We start from the raw sequence: 17,539 nt of genomic DNA, 5'->3' as shown, positions 1-17,539 counted from the left end.
GGTCCGGCGTGCCCGGACCACCCCCGCCTGCGTATCCGCTGTCCGTCAGCGCAGCGTGACCGCCCTGATGACGTCCTGCTGGACCGAGAGTCCGCCGGGCGCCGTGGCGGCGGCGCGCAGCGAGACCGCCGTGGCGTCGCGCGGCGTGCTGAAGGCCGCCGTCCAGCGGCCGTCGCCGGTCCGCTTCAGCTTCGCGTCCTGCCAGGTCGCCCCGTCGTCGTACGACACCTGGAGGGTGGCCGTCCGCGCCTTCACGTCACCGGGGAAGGTGGCCGCGCTCAGGCCGAGTTCGAGGCGCTTGCCCGCCTCCACCGAGCCCCGCAGGTCCGTGTCGACGTCGTAGCCGAGGTTCAGCATCGGCAGGTTCGCACGGGCCGGGTCGCCGGCGGGCAGCGGCTGGTAGTCGAAGCCCCAGGTGGTCTTCGTCCGGGTCGACGTGGTCCAGGCGGTGCCGGTGCGTTCGCCGGTCACCGTCAACTCGTAGGGGCCCGCGGTCAGGTTCATCGCCCGGCCGGCGCGGGAGTTGACCGACACCACCTGGGTGTCGCCGCGCATCAGCGTGCTCCGGGCGGTGCCGCCGAACCCGCTGTGGCCGTCGTCGCCGCCGGAGAACGTCGGAACGTTCCAGACCACCGTGTTGGAGCTGGTGTAGTAGGTGGCGTAGTCCTGGGCGAGCCGGGGTGCCTGGACGGGCTTGAACCATGCCCCGTCGTGGCGCCCGGCGGAGTAGGACCCGGTGTAGCCGCTCTCACGGTAGCCGGACGCCCCGCCCAGGCCCTCGTGGTGCTCCCACCAGGTGCCCACGGCCTCGGTCCGCGGGGTGACGTACTCGGTGACGGTGCGCCCGTAGCTCTCGTAGAAGTCGCCGCCCAGGGCGGGACCGCCCGACGCCGGCACGAAGTAGCGGCTTCCGAAGCCCGCCGTACCGGCCGGGGCGTAGAAGCTGTTGTCCACGCGGGCCAGGTCACGGTCGTGCGGCCGGTAGACCAGCGCCTTCTCCGGAACACCGCCCTGGAACTTCTGCAGCATGTCGTAGGTGTAGTCCGGGTACTGCCGCTGCGTCGTGCGCAGCTCGCCGTGGCCCGAACGGGCCTCGGCGATCAGCCGGGCCCCCTCCGTGCGCTCCACCGAGGCGACCGTGACGTCGCCACCGCCGCTGTAGCTCTGGTAGAGCCTGCCGGTCTGGTCGTTGACGACGAGCAGCATCGCGGCGCCCGCGTCGGCGGCGGCCTTCGCCCGTGCGCTCGCCGAGACCGCGGCACTCCGCTCGATCACGACGGCCTTGCCGTGTGCGTCGAGACCCGCGTAGTCGGTGGCCGCGCCCTGTCCCGCGTACACCGTCGGAAGGGTGCGGGTTCCGTCGTGGTAGGGGGTGTTCGGCTGCGAGAGCAGGGAGATGTCGTGTCCGCTGCCCGTGCGCGCCTCGAGGGCCTTCTGCCGCATCCGCCAGTGCAGGAACCCGTACAGGGAACCGTCGGCGGGCTTGGCGGTGGGCGTCAGGTACACGGAGTCGTACGCGATCGGCAGCTGCATGGTGCTGGTCCAGTCGTGGTCCGCCGCACCGGCGTAGTCGCGCGAGAGGTTGAAGACCGCCATGGTCGTCTCGCTCTCCCGCTCCGGCAGCGCGTACGCCTTGCGCGCCTGGCTCGCGTCGAGCGTGGCGCTCGCCGGCGGGCTGTCCGGGCCGAGCGTGACCTCGGGGGCGAGCAGGTAGGCCTTGCCGAGCGAGTCGGGGCCGTCACCGGGGACGTCCATGTAGGACGAGGCGGTGTAGCGGCCCGGAGGGAGGCGCAGCGTCGTCTCGCCGTCGACGGTGACGTACATGGGCTCGGTGGCGGCCGGATCGTAGATGACGACCGAGTCCGTGGCGGGCTTGCCGTCGCGGTCCTTCACCTTGATGGTGAAGTCGTACATCTCCCGCTCCTTGAACAGAGCGAAACCGGTGTGCGCGGCCACCGCGCCGGTGGCCGTGTCGGTGGCGGTGACCTGGCCGGAGAAGGTGGTGCCCGCGGCGACCTTCGACGGGTCGAGGGTCAGCGTGACGGACGCGGTGCCGCCGGCGGGGAGCGAGACCTGGGACGCCGACAGCGCGTAGGCGTCCTCGTCGGTGTCCATGGAGAGGTCGAGCACGACGTCCCGGTCACCGTCGTTGCGGTAGCTGATCGTGCGGACGGTCTGCTTCGCGTCGGCGTTCGGCCAGTTGTAGGTGGCGGCCTCGACCGAGCCCGTCGCCTCGATGACGGTGTCCACGGCGGCTGCGGCGTCGATGCGGCCGGTGCCCACCTCGTACGGGCTCTGAGTGGTCCGCTCGGAGGTCGTCATCAGCGCGTTCTTGATGCGCTCGCCGCTCCAGTCGGGGTGGCGCTGCTTGAGGATCGCGGCCGCGCCGGAGACGAGCGGGGTGGCCATCGAGGTACCGCTCATGGTCCGGTACAGGCCACCGGTCCAGCCGGGCACGGACTGCGAGGCGGCGGCGGTGACGTCCACGCCGGGCGCCGAGACGTCCGGCTTCAGGCGGTGGGTGCCGAACAGCGGGCCCTGGCTGGAGAACTCGGCGCGCTCGTCGCGCCCGTCGACGGCCCCCACGGTCAGCGCGGAGGCCGCCGCGCCCGGGGTACCGATGCTGCCGGGGTCGTAGGCGTTGCCGGCGGCGATCACGTAGAGCGGGCCGCCGTCGGCCGAGAGGGCGTCCACGGCCAGCGACATGGGGTCGTCGCCGTCGGAGGGCGTGGAGGAGCCCAGGCTCATCGAGACGATGTCCGCGCCCTGGGCCTTCGCCCATTCCATGCCCGCGATCGACGCGGAGTCCGCGCCGGACCCGGAGTTGCCGAGCACCTTGCCGACCAGCAGCCGGGCGCCGGGGGCGGCGCCCTTCTCCGTGCCGCCGGAAGCGGCGCCGGTGCCCGCGATGGTGGACGCCACGTGGGTGCCGTGACCGTTGCCGTCGTCCACGGTCTGACCGGCGACGAAGCTCTCCGAGGCCTCGACCTGGCCGACGAGGTCCGGGTGGTCGAGGTCGGCGCCGGTGTCAAGCACCGCGATCCTGACGCCCTTGCCGTCGTAGCCCTTCTGCCAGGCTTCGGTCGCCTTGATCTGGGCGGTGTCGTCGGCGAGCGAGGCCGTCACCCGGCCGTCGAGCCAGAGCTTGCCGATGCCGTCGGCCAGCGTGTCCGGGGCGGCGCCCGGGGCGACGTCCTTCCAGAAGGTCCGGGCGCGGTCCTTGTCGGCGTGCAGCGCGCTCGCGTCGATCGAACCGAGCGTGCGCACCCGCGTCGCGCCGTCGGGCGTGGCCGGGGGCCGGGCCGAACGGCCGCGGCCGGAGCCCGTCGCGATCAGCGGCACGGAGCCGTAGCGGGCGTCGTCGTACCCCATCGCCACCAGGCCGGTGACGTCGAACAGGCGCGGGTCCAGCTTGTCGGCGGCCAGCAGCGGCATCGCCTGCTCCGGCACCACGTACGTGTGGCCGGCCTGGGTCTGGACGTGTACGCCGCCCTTGCCCTCGTCCGCGGGATCGACCGTCACGACGTCCTGGGTACCGGGCAGGTCGGTGTAGTGGACGACGTCGCCGGTGACCAGAGTGATGTCGTACGACGTTCCGGTGGAGCCACTCGCCGTCGGGGCCCCCTCGGGGTCCGCGGCAGCTGCCGGCACGCCCGCCCACCCGGTGAGCGCCATGGTGAGCGCTGTGGCGGCCGGCAGGTACCGGCGCCTGGATATGGATCTCATGGCATCGGTTTAGCGGCCGTATCCTCCTCTGCACAGCCTTGGCCGGTGTCGGATTCCCGACATGGCGGTAACCGGACTGCGCCGCTCCCCTCTCGAGGCGGCGGTATCGCCCCTCACCGCACCCGGCGTACCCGCCCCCTCCGACCGCCCCCGACCGCGCGGACGTACGCCGTCGCCACCGTCCACCTCGCGCGCCCGGTTCATCCCACGCGCCCGCGTACGGAGGACTTCCTGGCGGCGCTCGGAGAGGCGGTGAGCAGCGGCCGGTCCCACCCGGCGGCCACCTGCGATCATGCGCTCGAAGGACAGGTGTAGGACCCTCGTATCCAGCCATTCAATGGCCGAAGAATGATCTTCAGAGAGCCCGGCCGACCTGCCGATGCAGGAGACACCGTCTCCTGAAAGAGGCTGCCATGGGCGACATCCTCCTCACCCTCTCCGTTCCCGCGCTGCTCCTCGCCAGCGGCCTGTACGCGGTGGCGAGGGCCTGGTGGCGGCGCGGGCATCCCGCGCCCCCGTCCCCGTACACCCAGCAGGCCGCCCGGCTGGCCGGGCGGGCGACGCTGGGGGACGCCGAGCAGGCCGTCGGCGAGGCGTACCTCAGACTCGGCGGGCTCTACGACGGCCGCCTCCCGGACCCCGGCCCCCAAAACAGCGAGTCCCCGCCCGCGAGGGCCACCGCGTCCTAGGACCGCGGCAGCCGAGGTCCGCGGCGCGGCACCCGGGACATCGTCGGCGCGCCGGACCCGGACGTGGACCCGGACGTGGACCCGGACCCGGACGTGGACCCGGACGGGGACTTCACGGCGACGCCCGGCGTCCCGCCCACGGCGCCGGCCGCCCGCCGGCTGTCAGTACCCCGCCCTACAGTGCGGTCATGGCCGCCGTGAAGCGCAACGCAGCATCATCCGTGCGGATCGAGCCCTGGTCGGACGACGACCTGGCACTGCTCCGCCGGGCCAACGCCCCGGAGCTGATGGCCCATCTCGGCGGTCCCGAGACGGAGGAGCAGCTCCTGGGGCGCCACGCGCGCTACGTCGCGCTGAGCGCCGACCGGACGGGCCGGGGCCGGATGTTCCGCGTCGCCCTGGCCGGCGAGGCCGAGGCCGTGGGCACCATCGGCTTCTGGGAGCGGTCCTGGCGGGACCAGGAGGTGTACGAGACGGGCTGGGCGGTCCTCCCGGAGTTCCAGGGCCGGGGCATCGCGTCGGCCGCGACGCGCGCGGTGGCCGAGGCGGCGCGCGCCGAGCGCAGGCACCGCTATCTGCACGCCTACCCGTCCGTGGACAACGGCCCGTCGAACGGCGTGTGCCGCAAGGCGGGCTTCACGCTGCTCGGCGAGTGCGAGATCGAGTACCCGCCGGGCCACCCGCTCCTGACGAACGACTGGCGGCTGGACCTGCGCACGGACGCCTGACGCCGAGGGAGGGGCGGCCGGATTACGGGACCTCGTGCTCCTGTCCTCCGGCCGGTCCTCGTCCCCGGCCCGGCGGCCGACCCGATCGCCGCCCACCACCTCACCGGCCGCCCGGCCCGCGCGTTCGCCGCCCGGCCCGCACCTTCGCCGCCTGGGCCGAGGAGCACGCCGCCTTCCGTGGCTGAAATCCGTGGTCACCGCGCCGGCCCCAGTGGCATCCTGACCGGGTGAACGGACCGGAGATCCACCTCGAAGTCGCCCCCGAGCTCAGGCTCTTCGTGGCCCACGGGCGCCGACAGGGGCGGACGCCGGTGATCACCGACGGCTCGTCCACGCTCGGCCACGTCGTCGAGTCCCTCGGCATCCCGCTCACCGAGGCGGGCGAACTCCTCGTGGACGGCCGCCCGGCCGCCGTCTCGCACATCCCGGCGGCCGGGGAGACCGTCGAGGTCCGCCCCGTGCCCCGCCCGCAGCACGTGCCGGGCGCACCCCTGCGCTTCCTGCTCGACGTCCACCTCGGGACCCTCGCCCGGCGGCTGCGGCTGCTCGGGGTCGACGCCGCGTACGAGAGCGAGGACATCGGCGACCCGGCCCTGGCCGCGCTCTCGGCGAAGGAGCGGCGCGTCCTGCTCTCCCGGGACCGGGGGCTGCTGCACCGCCGGGAGATCTGGGCGGGCGCGTACGTCTACAGCGACCAGCCGGACGAGCAGCTGCGGGACGTGCTGGAGCGGTTCGCGCCGGCGCTCGCCCCGTGGACCCGGTGCACCGCCTGCAACGGCCCGCTGGCGGAGGCCGACAAGAACACGGTCGGCCCGCACCTGGAGCACGGCACGCGCCGTTCGTACGACGTGTTCGCGCAGTGCGCGGAGTGCGGGCGGGTGTACTGGCGGGGCGCGCACCACGCCCGTCTTGAGGCGATCGTCGCGGAGGCGGTCCGCGAGTTCGGCCCGGTGGCCGGCTGAGACGGGAGGGGCCCGTCAGGCGTCCCCCTCGCGCAGCCGCGCGATCCGCGTCGCGCTCGGCTCCACCGTGCGCCGCGTGTGGCCGAGGCGGAGCGCCATCTCGTCGTCGTACGCCTCGAACAAGCCGTCCCGGCCGCCGTTCCGCCGCTTTTGGACCGCCCCGGACTCCGCCATGCGCTCCGGCACGGTCGCCACGAGCGCCCGCCGCCGGTCCGCGGTGTCCCGCGCCCGGGTCACGCAACCGGCCGGGCGACCGGACCACCCGCCCGTCACGGCCGCCCCCGCGCTCAGAACACGTACTCGTCCCCCGTGGCCAGGGCCAGTACCTCGTGCTCGCTGTTGCGGCTGTTGCGGTCCGTCGCCCCGCCGTTCCAGGCGGTGCCGATCCGGACGACGGCCTCGTCCGGCCGGCCGCGCAGCCGGAGTTCGAGCGCGAGCCGCTGCTGCCGGGAGCCGTCCGCGCGCAGCGGGCCCGTCCGGCACAGCACGGTCCGCGGGCCGGCCTGGAGGCATTCCCCGGGCAGCTCCTGCCGGCCGGCCATCGGCACGGACACCCGCAGCCGCACGGTCACCCCCTCCAGGTCCGAGGGCCCCCGGTTCTCGCTGCGCAGCCAGATCCCGAGCCCGGCGCCCCAGAGCGTGACGTGTCCGTGGTGCGAGACGTCCGCCTCCGGCGCGATGCTCCGGACCACCGGCGGGCCGGAGCCCCGCGCACCGTCCGCCACGGCCGTCCCGCCCGCGGCCGGCACCGCGGCCGCCGTCATCGCCGCCGCAGCGGACACCCCCAGCAGAGCCCTACGCGTCAGAAACATGCCCTGAAGATACCGATCACCCCGAATTACGCATATTTACCCACCGGTTCGGCGCGTCTCGCGATCCGCGGCCCGTGACACCCTTCCCCCATGTCCGTACTCCGCTCCACCGCCCTGTTCGTCCTCGCCGCGCTCCTCGAGATCGGCGGCGCCTGGCTCGTCTGGCAGGGCGTGCGCGAGCACCGCGGCTGGGCCTGGATCGGCGCGGGGATCATCGCGCTGGGCGCGTACGGCTTCGTGGCGACGCTCCAGCCCGACGGCGAGTTCGGGCGGGTGCTCGCGGCGTACGGCGGGGTCTTCGTGGCGGGCTCGATCGCCTGGGGCATGGCCGCCGACGGCTACCGGCCGGACCGCTGGGACGTGACGGGCGCGCTGATCTGCCTGGCCGGGATGGCCGTGATCATGTACGCCCCCCGCAACCACTGAGCCGCGCCGGCCCCGCCTATCCTGGCCCCGTTGGCACGTATCGATCAGCCGTCCGAGGAGAGCCCGACCATGGCCGCATCCCCCATCGCCGTCATCACCGGTGCGAGCAGCGGCATCGGCGCCGCGACCGCCCGGCAGCTGGCGGCCTCCGGCTACCGCGTCGTGCTCACCGCCCGCCGCAAGGACCGCATCGAGGCCCTGGCCGCCGAGATCACCGAGGCCGGCCACCAGGCGACGGCCTACGCGCTGGACGTCACGGACCGGGCCGCGGTCGACGAGTTCGCGACCGCGTTCCGCAGCCTGGCCGTCCTGGTCAACAACGCGGGCGGCGCGCTCGGGGCCGACCCGGTCGCCACCGGCGACCCGCAGGACTGGCGCCAGATGTACGAGACCAACGTCATCGGCACGCTCCACGTGACCCAGGCCCTGCTGCCCGCCCTCACCGCGAGCGGCGACGGCACCGTGGTCATCCTCTCCTCGACCGCCGGCCTGTCCACCTACGAGGGCGGCGGCGGCTACGTGGCCGCCAAGCACGGCGAACACGTCCTCGCCGAAACCCTGCGCCTGGAGATCGTCGGCACCCCGGTCCGCGTCATCGAGATCGCTCCCGGCATGGTCAAGACCGAGGAGTTCGCCACCACGCGCTTCCGGGGCGACACGGAGAAGGCCGCCAAGGTCTACGCGGGCGTCGAGGCCCCCCTCACCGCCGAGGACGTGGCCGACACGATCAACTGGGCCGTCACCCGCCCCAGCCACGTCAACATCGACCTCCTGGTCGTCCGCCCCCGCGCCCAGGCCTCCAACTCGAAGGTGCACCGCACCGGCTGACCTCTCCGAAGTCCGTCACCCGTCCGAGGGAAAGCTCCCCGATCGCCGGAAACGACGCAGGTCACCGGCATACGGTCGGTCACAACTTCATACAGAGCGGCTCCCGGCCCGGATTGCAGCCCGGCCGAGAGCCTGACCACCAAGGAAGTGGAGCTTCCCCGTGGCCGAGCACGACCCTAACGCCCTCGCGCTTTTCGACGCCGGCCTTCTGGCGCGCCGCACGAGCGGGTTCATGGATCTCACCGATCCCGATTACAGCTACATGTTCGGTTTCATCCAGGCCGACGGGCACCTCGCTGCCGGAACCGGCAGAAAAGGGCGCCTCACCGTCGAGATCAACGTGCGGGACATCGCCATCCTCCGCGAGTTCCAGCAGCTCACCCCGTACAACTCCAGCATCACGGAGCGCGTCCGGGCCACCAACTTCTCCAGCAGCCACCACTCGGCGACCTGGACCCTCTGTTCACTCGAAGCCCGGACCATGATCAACGAACTCGGTATCCCGTACGGCCACAAGTCGCGGCGCATCAAACCGCCTCGCGTCGATTTCTCCCCCCGTGACTACCTTCGGGGTGTGATCGACGCCGACGGTTCCATCGGCCTTACGGGGCAGGGCTTTCCGTTCGTTTCACTCACCACGGCCAGCACGGCCGTGGGCGCGTACCTCTGCTTCTACGCGAAGAAGGTCACCGGCACCCGGCGCACGATCGCGCGCAACAGCCGGGACGGCGTCTACAACGTTCTCTACACGATGGAGGCCGCTGTGATGCTGGCCGAGCACTTCTACTATCCGGGATGCCTCGCACTGCCCCGCAAGCAGACGTCCGCCACGTCTCTCTCCGCGTGGCAACGCCCGCCGGGACTCAGACCCCGGGCGAAGAACCGCCGCTGGAAACCCTGGGAGGACGAGCTGCTTCTGCGATCGGACGACCCGGCAGCCGCAGCGGTTGAACTCGAACGCACCGCGGCCAGCTGCTCGGTCCGTCTGTGGCGGCTGAAATCGGGACAGGTTCCGGCGCCCGGCGCCTCCTAGTGAAGGCGGGCGGAGCGTCCGGATACGCCCGCCCGTCGCTCACCCCTTCACGCAGATGACCTGCTTCACCTTGGCGACGACCTCGACCAGGTCCCGCTGCTGCTCCATGACCTGCTCGATCGGCTTGTAGGCAGCCGGGATCTCGTCCACGACCCCGGAGTCCTTGCGGCACTCGACGCCCCGCGTCTGGTCCGCCAGGTCCTTCGTGGAGAACCGCTTCTTCGCCGCGTTCCGGCTCATCCGGCGGCCGGCGCCGTGCGAGGCCGAGTTGAACGCCTTCTCGTTGCCGAGGCCCTTCACGATGTACGTGGCCGTGCCCATGGACCCGGGGATGATGCCCAGCTCTCCCGCACCGGCCCGGATGGCGCCCTTGCGGGTCACCAGCAGGTCCATGCCCTCGTAGCGCTCTTCCGCGACGTAGTTGTGGTGGCAGCTGACCTCCTGCTCGAAGGTCACCTTCGCCTTCTTGAACTCCTTGCGGATCACGTTCTTCAGGAGCGCCATCATGGCCGCACGGTTGTACTTCGCGTACTCCTGCGCCCAGAACAGGTCGTTGCGGTAGTCCCGCATCGGCTCGGTGTCGGCGAGGAAGACGGCCAGGTCGCGGTCGACAAGGCCCTGGTTGTGCGCCAGCTGCTGCGCCCGGCCGATGTGGAAGTCGGCCAGTTCCTTGCCGATGGCACGCGAGCCGGAATGCAGCGTGAGCCACACCGCGCCGGACTCGTCGAGCGAGACCTCGATGTGGTGGTTGCCCCCGCCGAGTGTTCCCATCTGCTTCACGGCCCGTTCCTGACGGAATTTGACCGCTTCGGCCACCCCGTCGAACCGCTGCCAGAAGTCGTCCCAGCCCCCGGCCGCGAGGCCGTACACGTCGGACGGGTCCACCGGGGCGTCGTGCATCCCCCGGCCCACCGGAATGGCCTGCTCGATCTTCGACCGGAGGCCGGACAGGTCACCGGGCAGGTCGTTGGCGGTCAGCGAGGTCTTCACCGCGGACATGCCGCAGCCGATGTCCACGCCGACCGCGGCCGGGCAGACCGCCCCGTGCATCGCGATCACCGAGCCGACCGTGGCGCCCTTGCCGAAGTGGACGTCGGGCATGACGGCCAGGCCCTTGATCCAGGGCAGCGTCGCGACGTTGCGCAGCTGCTGCATCGCCACGTCCTCGACCGACGCCGGGTCGGTCCACATCCGGATCGGCACCTTCGCACCCGGTACTTCTACATATGACATAGCCCCTCGATTCCCCCGTAAAGTCCGAAAGCGCAAAACCGGCACCAAGGTCGGCAAAAAAGTCGCCCGACCGGCGTTCGCGGCAGCGCGTGCGATACACATTGTGTCCATCGGCCGTCATCGAGCGGCAACCGTTTTTCGCACGAAGGGAGCCCAGGACCGTGCGACGAATGGCGTACGCGACCGGCGCCGTGCTCATCGCAGCGCTCGCCGCCGGCTGCACCGACGATGCCGGAACCGGCGGTTCCACCCCCGACAGCAAGCCTGGCATCCCAACCGTCTCCGCCGCACCCCCGGGCAAGTACCGCACCCTGCCGGACGCCTGCCGCGCCATTCCGCTCGCCACCCTCAAGGACCTCCTGCCGGGCACCGCCGAGCTGCGCGAAGCCCAGCAGGAGAAGGTGCTCGAGGGCGCCGCCACGGTCACCTACGACACCGACCGGCGGATCGGCTGCCGCTGGAAGTCCGACGCCCCGGAGGGCACCCGCAGCATCCACCTCGACTTCGAGCGCGTCGTCTCCTACGACACCTCCGTGAGCGACGACGACCGGGCCCGCGAGGTGTACGCGAAGAAGGAGACCGCCGCCGACCTCCCCGACACCTCCCTGCCGCCGGACGAGACCCCCGAGGCCTCCCCGTCCGGCTCCGAGGAGGCGGACTCCGGCACGGACTCCGGCACCGCGTCCGAATCCGCGTCCGAATCCGAATCCGACGCGGACGCCGGCACCGACTCCGGTACGGACGACGACGCCGAGTCCGCGGACAGCACCGACGACACCACCTCCGGCAGCCCCGCCGAGAGCCTCCGGCCCCGCCTGCTCGACAAGCTCGGCGACAGCGCGTTCCTGGACGACGCGCTCGTCCAGGCGGGTTCCACGGCCCGGCACCGCACCGTGAGCGTGGTGTTCCGCACATCCAACGTCATCGTGACCGTCGAGTACACGGCCCAGCCCGCCTTCTCCACCGAGGTGCCCGACAGCAAGGAACTCCAGGAGAAGGCCCAGGCACTGGCCCGTCAGCTGGTCGATTCGTTCAACGACTGACGCCGTACCACGGGCCGCCCGGCCCCCCGGAGCACCGCTCCCCGGCCCGGCCGGCGAAGGCGGCATCAGCCCGCCGTCCGTCGTACGGTGGCCCTCCGGAGCCACCGGCGGCCGATCGCCGCCGCCCGTCTCCGCACGGCCACCGCCGCACAACCGTCCCCCGACCGCCGCGCCATCCGAGTGAAGGAACCATGCACCGATCAGCCCCGCGACTCACCCGCATACTCGCCTGCGCCGCCGTCCCGGTGATGCTCGTCGTCGCCGGCTGCTCGTCGGACTCCGACGGCGGCGACAAGAGCGCGGACGCGTCCGCCTCCGCCTCGCCGACCGCCACGAAGACGGAACCGGCCGTCGAGGCGGCGAAGTTCGCCGAGCTGCCCGACCCCTGCTCGTCCATCGAGGCGAAGACCGTCAAGTCCCTGGTCCCCTCGGCCAAGAGCAAGAAGGGCACCCGCAGCAAGTCCAGCGACGCGTCCGTCCGGGGGGGCTGCTCCTGGAACGGCCTGGCCGACAAGGGCGTCGAGGGCTCCCAGTACCGCTGGCTGGACGTCGGCTTCACCCGCTTCGCCTCGGACCAGGCCCTGGGCAGCGGGGCCGCCCGCGCCGGGGACGAATTCGCCAAGCAGGTCAAGAAGACCGAGGCGACCGAGGACGCGAAGAACGTCGCGACCGCGCCCGTCAGCGGCATCGGCGACCAGGCCACCAAGGTCACGTACGACCAGTCGAAGACGGACGAGGACTTCAGGTTCGCGACGATCGTGGCCCGTACGGGGAACGTCGTCGTGGTCGTCAACTACAACGGGGCCGGCTACGCGGGTTCGAAGACCCCCTCCGCCGAGACCATCCTGAAGGGCGCCACGATGGCGGCCGAGGACGCGGTCGCCGCCGTCGCCGACGCGAACGAGCAGGCCGACGCCTCCCCGAAGACGTCCGGCAAGGCGACCGGCAAGACGTCGGACAAGGCGACCGGCAAGACGTCCGACGAGACGTCGGACAGGACATCCGACGAGACGTCGGACGAGTCCTCCGGGAAGCCCTCGAAGAAGTCCGGTTCCTCGGCCAGGCCCAAGACCTCGCGCTGACCCCGGGGGCCGCCCCCGCCCCTCCCCCCGCGACACCCGTCGCACACATGTGCCAGGCTGTGCCCGCCGGAAACAAGCCAAGGCAGCGCCAAGCGGTCGTCAAGCCGGTGCCGAGGCGCCGAGGGCCAGGGAACAGGGAAGGGATGGGGGGTGGCTGCGATGCAGCTGACGCGCACGCACCGGATCCTGATCGGTCTGGTGGTGGCCGGTGCGGTGCTGATCGCCGCGATCGGCTTCGCCGGTTCGTACGCGGCGGTGCGCGAGCTGGCCCTGAGCAAGGGCTTCGGGGACTTCTCGCTGGTCTTCCCGATCGGCATCGACGCGGGCATCTGCGTCCTGCTGGCCCTGGACCTCCTGCTGACCTGGCTGCGCATCCCGTTCCCCCTGCTGCGCCAGACCGCCTGGCTGCTGACGGCCGCGACGATCGCGTTCAACGGCGCCGCCGCCTGGCCCGACCCGCTCGGCGTCGGCATGCACGCCGTCATCCCCGTCCTCTTCGTCGTCGCCGTCGAGGCCGCCCGCCACGCGGTGGGCCGGATCGCGGACATCACCGCCGACAAGCACATGGAGGGCGTCCGCCTCACCCGCTGGCTGCTCTCCCCCGTCCCCACCTTCCGGCTCTGGCGCAGGATGAATATCTCTATGCCGCACTGATTCGCCAGGGACGTGAGGCACGTCTTGTCACTCGTTCGTGGCTCACAAGTATCTACAACGCGGGAGTCACGTTAGGTACGGCATGAACGCCGACACCTTTCAAGCTGAACGGGCCCTGTCTCCCACTGGGGATGTACAGAGCACTCGTTGGGTCATCCTCGATCCCCAGCTCGCGATCCACCGGGAGGGGACGAACTTCCTGACGTTCCTGCACGGTGCGGACCGGTCCGTGAACACCATCAGGGTCTACGCCGGGCGCCTGGCCCTGTTCCTGGCCTGGTGCGCCGAGTACGCGGTCGACTGGAGGACCATCACGCTGGCCTCGATGGCGCGCTTCCGGTTCTGGCTGGAGTCCACTCCTGGCCGACGAGGCAAGTCACGCTCCGGGGCGACGGTCAACGCGACGATCACGGCGGTGGTGGAGTACCTGCGGTATTGCGCTCTTCACGGCGTGGTCTCGCCGGAGGTGGCGGTCCGCTTGTCGCAGCCGCGCTATCTCGCGACACCACCGCCCGGCTTCGATACCGGTGAGCGCGGGCAATTCCGCACAGTGCGCGCGAAGGCAATCAAGTCACGCGAGGTGGAGAAGCCCTACGAGGCACTGTCCGAGGAGCAGGTCGCTGCGGTGGTGGCCGGCTGTCGTACGGCTCGCGACCGGTTCCTGGTGGTGCTGATGCTGGCGACCGGTATCCGTATCGGAGAGGCCCTGGGGCTGCGGAGGCAGGACATGCACTTCCTGCCAGATTCCCGTGCCCTCGGCTGCAGCGTGTCCGGGGCCCACATCCACGTGCGGCACCGCCGGGACAACGAGAACAAGGCCCTGGCCAAGTCCCGTTATCCGCGAGTCGTGCCGGTCGATGGGCCCACGGTCGCCGAATACGTGGCCTATCGCGCCGACCGCGATGCCGTGATCGAGGCGGAAGCGAACGACCTCGTCTTCGTCAACCTCTACCAGAGGCCTCTGGGCAAGGCGATGACCTATCAGGCAGCAAAGGGCATGTTCGAGCGACTGTCGCGGCAGTGCGGGTTCGTCGTGCGTCCTCACATGCTGCGGCACACCGCCGCGACGGCCTGGGTTCGAGCCGGCGTGCCGATCGACGTCGTGCAACAGCTGATGGGGCACGTGTCGGCCGCGTCCACCGCGATCTACCTGCACGCCAACGAGCGTGAGAAGCGCGACGCCGTGGAGCGCGTGGCCGCACAGCGGGCGGTGACCGCGTGATGAAGCAGGTGATCGCTTCAGCCCTGCCCTCGCGCCCGGAGCCCGAGATGCCGCGGGCAGGCTGGCTGGCTTGGCTGCGCCAACACGTGCAGCCCGACTGGCGTCGGGACGAGTGGGACCACGAGCGGATGTTCTTCGACGGCGATCTGGACAACGACGCCACCAGTGCCTCACGCTGCAGGGTTGCCGCCTGCCGGACGCCTTGTCCTGGCCGGGTCGGCCGGTGTTCGCCCTGCAGTGTTGCAGCGCGGGCCAGCGAGTTGTCGGACGAGGAGTTCGACGCGACCTACCGGCCGTCGCGGAAGCGGCGGGTACGCGGGGCCTCGGATCGCGAGGCGTGCCTGGTTGCCGACCACACGGGTGGGTGTGCCCGGGAGGCGGTGAGCCATGGGCTCTGTCCGACCCATGCCTCCGCGTTCAGCGAGCGCAGGAGACGAACTCCCGACCTTCAGGTCGCGGACTGGCAGGCCTCGGCCGCTCCCCGCCCCTTGCGCCACCAAGGGGAATGCCTTGTGGGCGGATGCAACCGGGAGCAGCAGCAGCTCCGGCTGTGCACGTCGCACCACGGGAAGTGGCGCCGTGAGCTCTGCAGCGGTAACCGCACCCCTGACCAGCTTCTGGCGTGGGCAGCGGCTGTCGGGCCGTTCCTCCAGGTCCATCAGTTCTGGTGCGGCGGGCTTCATCCTGTCGTCGCCCATGAGCTGCTGCTCGGTCTGCAGGAGCGCGACCGAGAGGGACTGAGCATCAGTCCACTTGCAGTGCGACTCGCCGTCGCGGCCGTCGCCGACGTGGACAGCCTGTGCGGCCTGGACCTGGCCTCGTTGCGGTTCGGCAGGGAGAAAGGCAGCAGCCCAGCGCGTGCCTTGCTGGGCCAGATCCAGCGCATGGTCGAACGCGCACGACGGCAGTACGAGGGTGCTGATCCCATGGCAGGCGACGTATGGGACGCCGCGGCCGTGGGCCTGTGGGCCGCGACGCATCGCCGCTACGACGCGGTGAAGGGTGACATCGACTTCCGGGTCGTCCGCCAGGCATGGCTACGTGCACTTCTCATGGAATGGGCCCGCTCGGTTCGGCCGACCATCCAGGATCTGCGCACCTCCCTCCTGGCGTTCTCAGCCGCCTCCGACGGACTGGCCCAGCGAGTGGGAGGAGGCGAGGAACCCTCGCGCCTGGGCGCCGCAGACATGACGGCGGCCGTCGATGCAATCAAGAAGTCCCGGAAGAAGGACGGGAAACCCCGTGCGGCTGCCACCCAGGACAAGCTGGTCAGAGCATGGTTCTCGGTCTTGGAGTTCGCACGTGCGAGCGGGCTGATGGATAACGTGCCCGGTACCTTCAGTCGGGCCCGCCACCATCGCGTGGCCCCGGTCGACGTCAACGAGGAACACGCCGGCCGAGCCCTGCCCGACTCCGTCGTCCGCCAGCTCGATGCTCAGCTCCACCTCGTGGACGTCACCCACCGAGGCTGGCCGAAGGATCTTTCACGACTGTTCCACCAGACCGCCTACGCCGTCCTGCGTGACACCGGGCGCCGCCTTGGCGAGGTCGCGAGCCTCAAGGTGGGCTGCATCGAGCAGGAGGACGGCCACTACCAGCTGGTCTACGACAACCACAAAGCCAAACGGAACGGCCGCCGCCTGCCCATCCCGCAGAGCACGGCCGAACTGGTCAACCTCTGGGAACGGCGCCGCGCCGAGCTACCGCTGACCGAACGAGCAGGTTCGTGGCTCTTTCCCAGCGCCCTGCACGGTTCCGGCCGGGGCAACGGACACATCCGGCCCGACAGCATCTCGGCAGCGCTGCGCACCTGGGTCGACGCGCTCCCTCGCATCGACAGCGACATTCTGGGAGCGGATGGACACCCGCTGCCCTTCGACCGCTCCTTGATCACCGCGCATGCCTTCCGGCACACCTACGCCCAGCGACATGCAGATGCCGGTGTCCCCGTCGACGTGCTGCGCGATCTCATGGATCACACTTCGGTAGATACGACCATGGGCTACTACCAGGTGACGCTGAAGCGCAAGCGGGAGGCCATCCGCACGCTGGCGCCCTTGGCTGTGGATCGCACTGGCCGGTCGTCTCCGCTCCCTCAGAGTAAGTACGAGATCGCTTCGGTCGCCGTCCCGTTCGGAAACTGCACCGAGCCCTCCAACGTCAAAGCCGGTGGTGGTTCCTGTCCCATCAGGTTCCAGTGCTCGGGCTGTACCTTCTACCGCCCCGACCCGTCCTACCTGCCCGCCATCGAGGATCACGTACGCGGCCTGAAGTCCGACCGCGAGACCGCTGACGCCATCGGAGCTGCCGACTTCGTACTGGCCAACATCGAAGCCCAGATCGACAGCTTCCAGGAAGTCGCTACCACCATGCGCGACCAGTTGACGGCGCTACCGGACGACGAGCGGCAACAGATCGAGGAAGCGAGCAAGATCCTCCGCAAGGCACGGGCCACTACCTCCCACAAACTGCTGCCTCTGACAGTGATCAAGCAACGCAAGGAGGACCAGTGACCGCTCGCGAAGCCCGCGCTGCCGCGCTGAAAGCGGCGCGTGAACGCGACAGCCAGAACAAGCGCCGCCGCGTGCTGGAGGTCCTGGACTCCCTACAGCGCACAGGAACGAAGATCACGTTCGCCAGGGTGGCCAAGGAGGCCGGCGTCTCCAATTGGCTCGCGTATTCCCCTGGACTGCGCGAACCCATCGAGGCGGCCCGCCGACGCCAGGAAGAGCTGGGTATCGAGGCGACAGCCGATGCCGTTCCGCCACAGAGCCGCGTCAGCAACGCCAGCCTCAAAACCGACCTCGCACTCGCCCAGCAGCAGATCAAGGAACTCCGCGAAGAACGCAACCGACTTCGAGAACGGCTCCGCCTCCGGCTTGGGACAGAGCTGAACCACACCAACGCCAGCGCGCTCAGAGACGGTATGGATGAGTTGAACCGCGCGAACGCTGCCCTCACCAAGGATCTCCAGCAAGCTCAAGCCGACAACAAGGCGCTGCGCGCCACAATCGAAGGCCTGGAGGATGATCTGTCGGCGGCCCGACAGAGCCTGCGCAAGATGATGCGTGCCACGTAGGTTCAGGCCTGCCATCACTCAG

15 protein-coding genes and 1 pseudogene are annotated in these 17,539 nt (G+C 70.8%); 12 read left to right on the top strand and 4 right to left on the bottom strand.

The annotated features are described in order from the left end of the window. Window positions 1–45: 45 nt before the first annotated feature. Window positions 46–3,726, bottom strand: coding sequence for a S8 family serine peptidase (locus ABZ564_RS30065; RefSeq protein ID WP_360862284.1), 3,681 nt, complete (start codon window positions 3,724–3,726; stop codon window positions 46–48). Between the two features lie 413 nt (window positions 3,727–4,139). On the opposite strand from ABZ564_RS30065, the gene ABZ564_RS30060 reads away from it, so the two are divergent. The 3 genes from ABZ564_RS30060 to ABZ564_RS30050 all read left to right on the top strand — a co-directional run bounded on the left by ABZ564_RS30060 (window position 4,140) and on the right by ABZ564_RS30050 (window position 6,105). After that, the gene (locus ABZ564_RS30060; protein WP_360862282.1) at window positions 4,140–4,415 is read left to right on the top strand and encodes a hypothetical protein; all 276 of its coding nucleotides are present in this window, start codon (window positions 4,140–4,142) and stop codon (window positions 4,413–4,415) included. A gap of 188 nt (window positions 4,416–4,603) precedes the next feature. After that, window positions 4,604–5,143: a GNAT family N-acetyltransferase gene (locus ABZ564_RS30055; RefSeq protein WP_360862281.1), complete on the top strand. Its 540-nt coding sequence runs from the start codon at window positions 4,604–4,606 to the stop codon at window positions 5,141–5,143. A gap of 227 nt (window positions 5,144–5,370) precedes the next feature. After that, entirely contained in the window at window positions 5,371–6,105 is a 735-nt protein-coding gene (locus ABZ564_RS30050) for a Mut7-C RNAse domain-containing protein (protein ID WP_360862280.1), read from the top strand. A gap of 15 nt (window positions 6,106–6,120) precedes the next feature. On the opposite strand, the gene ABZ564_RS30045 is transcribed toward ABZ564_RS30050, so the two are convergent. Continuing rightward, a complete protein-coding gene (locus ABZ564_RS30045) occupies window positions 6,121–6,342 on the bottom strand; it encodes a hypothetical protein (protein ID WP_360862279.1) in 222 nt (73 codons plus the stop codon). A gap of 50 nt (window positions 6,343–6,392) precedes the next feature. Then, window positions 6,393–6,917 carry a hypothetical protein gene (locus ABZ564_RS30040; RefSeq protein WP_360862278.1) on the bottom strand — a complete coding sequence of 175 codons (525 nt, stop codon included), beginning with the start codon at window positions 6,915–6,917 and terminating at the stop codon, window positions 6,393–6,395. Window positions 6,918–7,007: 90 nt separating this feature from the next. On the opposite strand from ABZ564_RS30040, the gene ABZ564_RS30035 reads away from it, so the two are divergent. The 3 genes from ABZ564_RS30035 (at window position 7,008) to ABZ564_RS30025 (ending at window position 9,204) form a co-directional block, all read left to right on the top strand. Then, entirely contained in the window at window positions 7,008–7,343 is a 336-nt protein-coding gene (locus ABZ564_RS30035; RefSeq protein WP_360862277.1) for a YnfA family protein, read from the top strand. A 69-nt stretch (window positions 7,344–7,412) separates the two neighbouring features. After that, window positions 7,413–8,171 (top strand): SDR family NAD(P)-dependent oxidoreductase, encoded by a 759-nt coding sequence (locus ABZ564_RS30030; RefSeq protein WP_360862276.1) that lies wholly within the window; start codon window positions 7,413–7,415, stop codon window positions 8,169–8,171. A 160-nt stretch (window positions 8,172–8,331) separates the two neighbouring features. Then, the gene (locus tag ABZ564_RS30025) at window positions 8,332–9,204 is read left to right on the top strand and encodes a hypothetical protein (protein WP_360862275.1); all 873 of its coding nucleotides are present in this window, start codon (window positions 8,332–8,334) and stop codon (window positions 9,202–9,204) included. A 39-nt stretch (window positions 9,205–9,243) separates the two neighbouring features. Here the strand turns inward: ABZ564_RS30025 and ABZ564_RS30020 are convergent, their stop codons facing one another. Continuing rightward, entirely contained in the window at window positions 9,244–10,437 is a 1,194-nt protein-coding gene (locus tag ABZ564_RS30020) for an RtcB family protein (RefSeq protein WP_360862274.1), read from the bottom strand. 170 nt (window positions 10,438–10,607) lie between these two features. Between ABZ564_RS30020 and ABZ564_RS30015 the strand changes: the two genes are divergently transcribed. The 6 genes and pseudogenes from ABZ564_RS30015 to ABZ564_RS29990 all read left to right on the top strand — a co-directional run bounded on the left by ABZ564_RS30015 (window position 10,608) and on the right by ABZ564_RS29990 (window position 17,517). After that, entirely contained in the window at window positions 10,608–11,480 is an 873-nt protein-coding gene (locus tag ABZ564_RS30015; protein WP_360862273.1) for a DUF3558 domain-containing protein, read from the top strand. 191 nt (window positions 11,481–11,671) lie between these two features. Continuing rightward, window positions 11,672–12,562, top strand: a complete 891-nt coding sequence (locus ABZ564_RS30010) for a DUF3558 domain-containing protein (protein ID WP_360862272.1) — start codon at window positions 11,672–11,674, stop codon at window positions 12,560–12,562. Between the two features lie 159 nt (window positions 12,563–12,721). Continuing rightward, a pseudogene (locus ABZ564_RS30005) lies at window positions 12,722–13,195 on the top strand (DUF2637 domain-containing protein); the annotation flags it as partial. A gap of 103 nt (window positions 13,196–13,298) precedes the next feature. Next, window positions 13,299–14,438, top strand: coding sequence for a tyrosine-type recombinase/integrase (locus ABZ564_RS30000; protein WP_360862271.1), 1,140 nt, complete (start codon window positions 13,299–13,301; stop codon window positions 14,436–14,438). Beyond that, window positions 14,438–16,951 (top strand): site-specific integrase, encoded by a 2,514-nt coding sequence (locus ABZ564_RS29995; RefSeq protein WP_360862270.1) that lies wholly within the window; start codon window positions 14,438–14,440, stop codon window positions 16,949–16,951. Before ABZ564_RS30000 ends, ABZ564_RS29995 begins: the two co-directional genes overlap by 1 nt. Then, entirely contained in the window at window positions 16,948–17,517 is a 570-nt protein-coding gene (locus ABZ564_RS29990; RefSeq protein WP_360862269.1) for a DUF6262 family protein, read from the top strand. The genes ABZ564_RS29995 and ABZ564_RS29990 overlap by 4 nt, the downstream gene beginning before the upstream one ends. Window positions 17,518–17,539 lie beyond the last annotated feature (22 nt).

The organism is Streptomyces sp. NPDC019224 (assembly GCF_040632605.1).
Taxonomy (GTDB): Bacteria; Actinomycetota; Actinomycetes; order Streptomycetales; family Streptomycetaceae; genus Streptomyces.
This window is presented reverse-complemented; position numbering and strand designations above follow the sequence as displayed.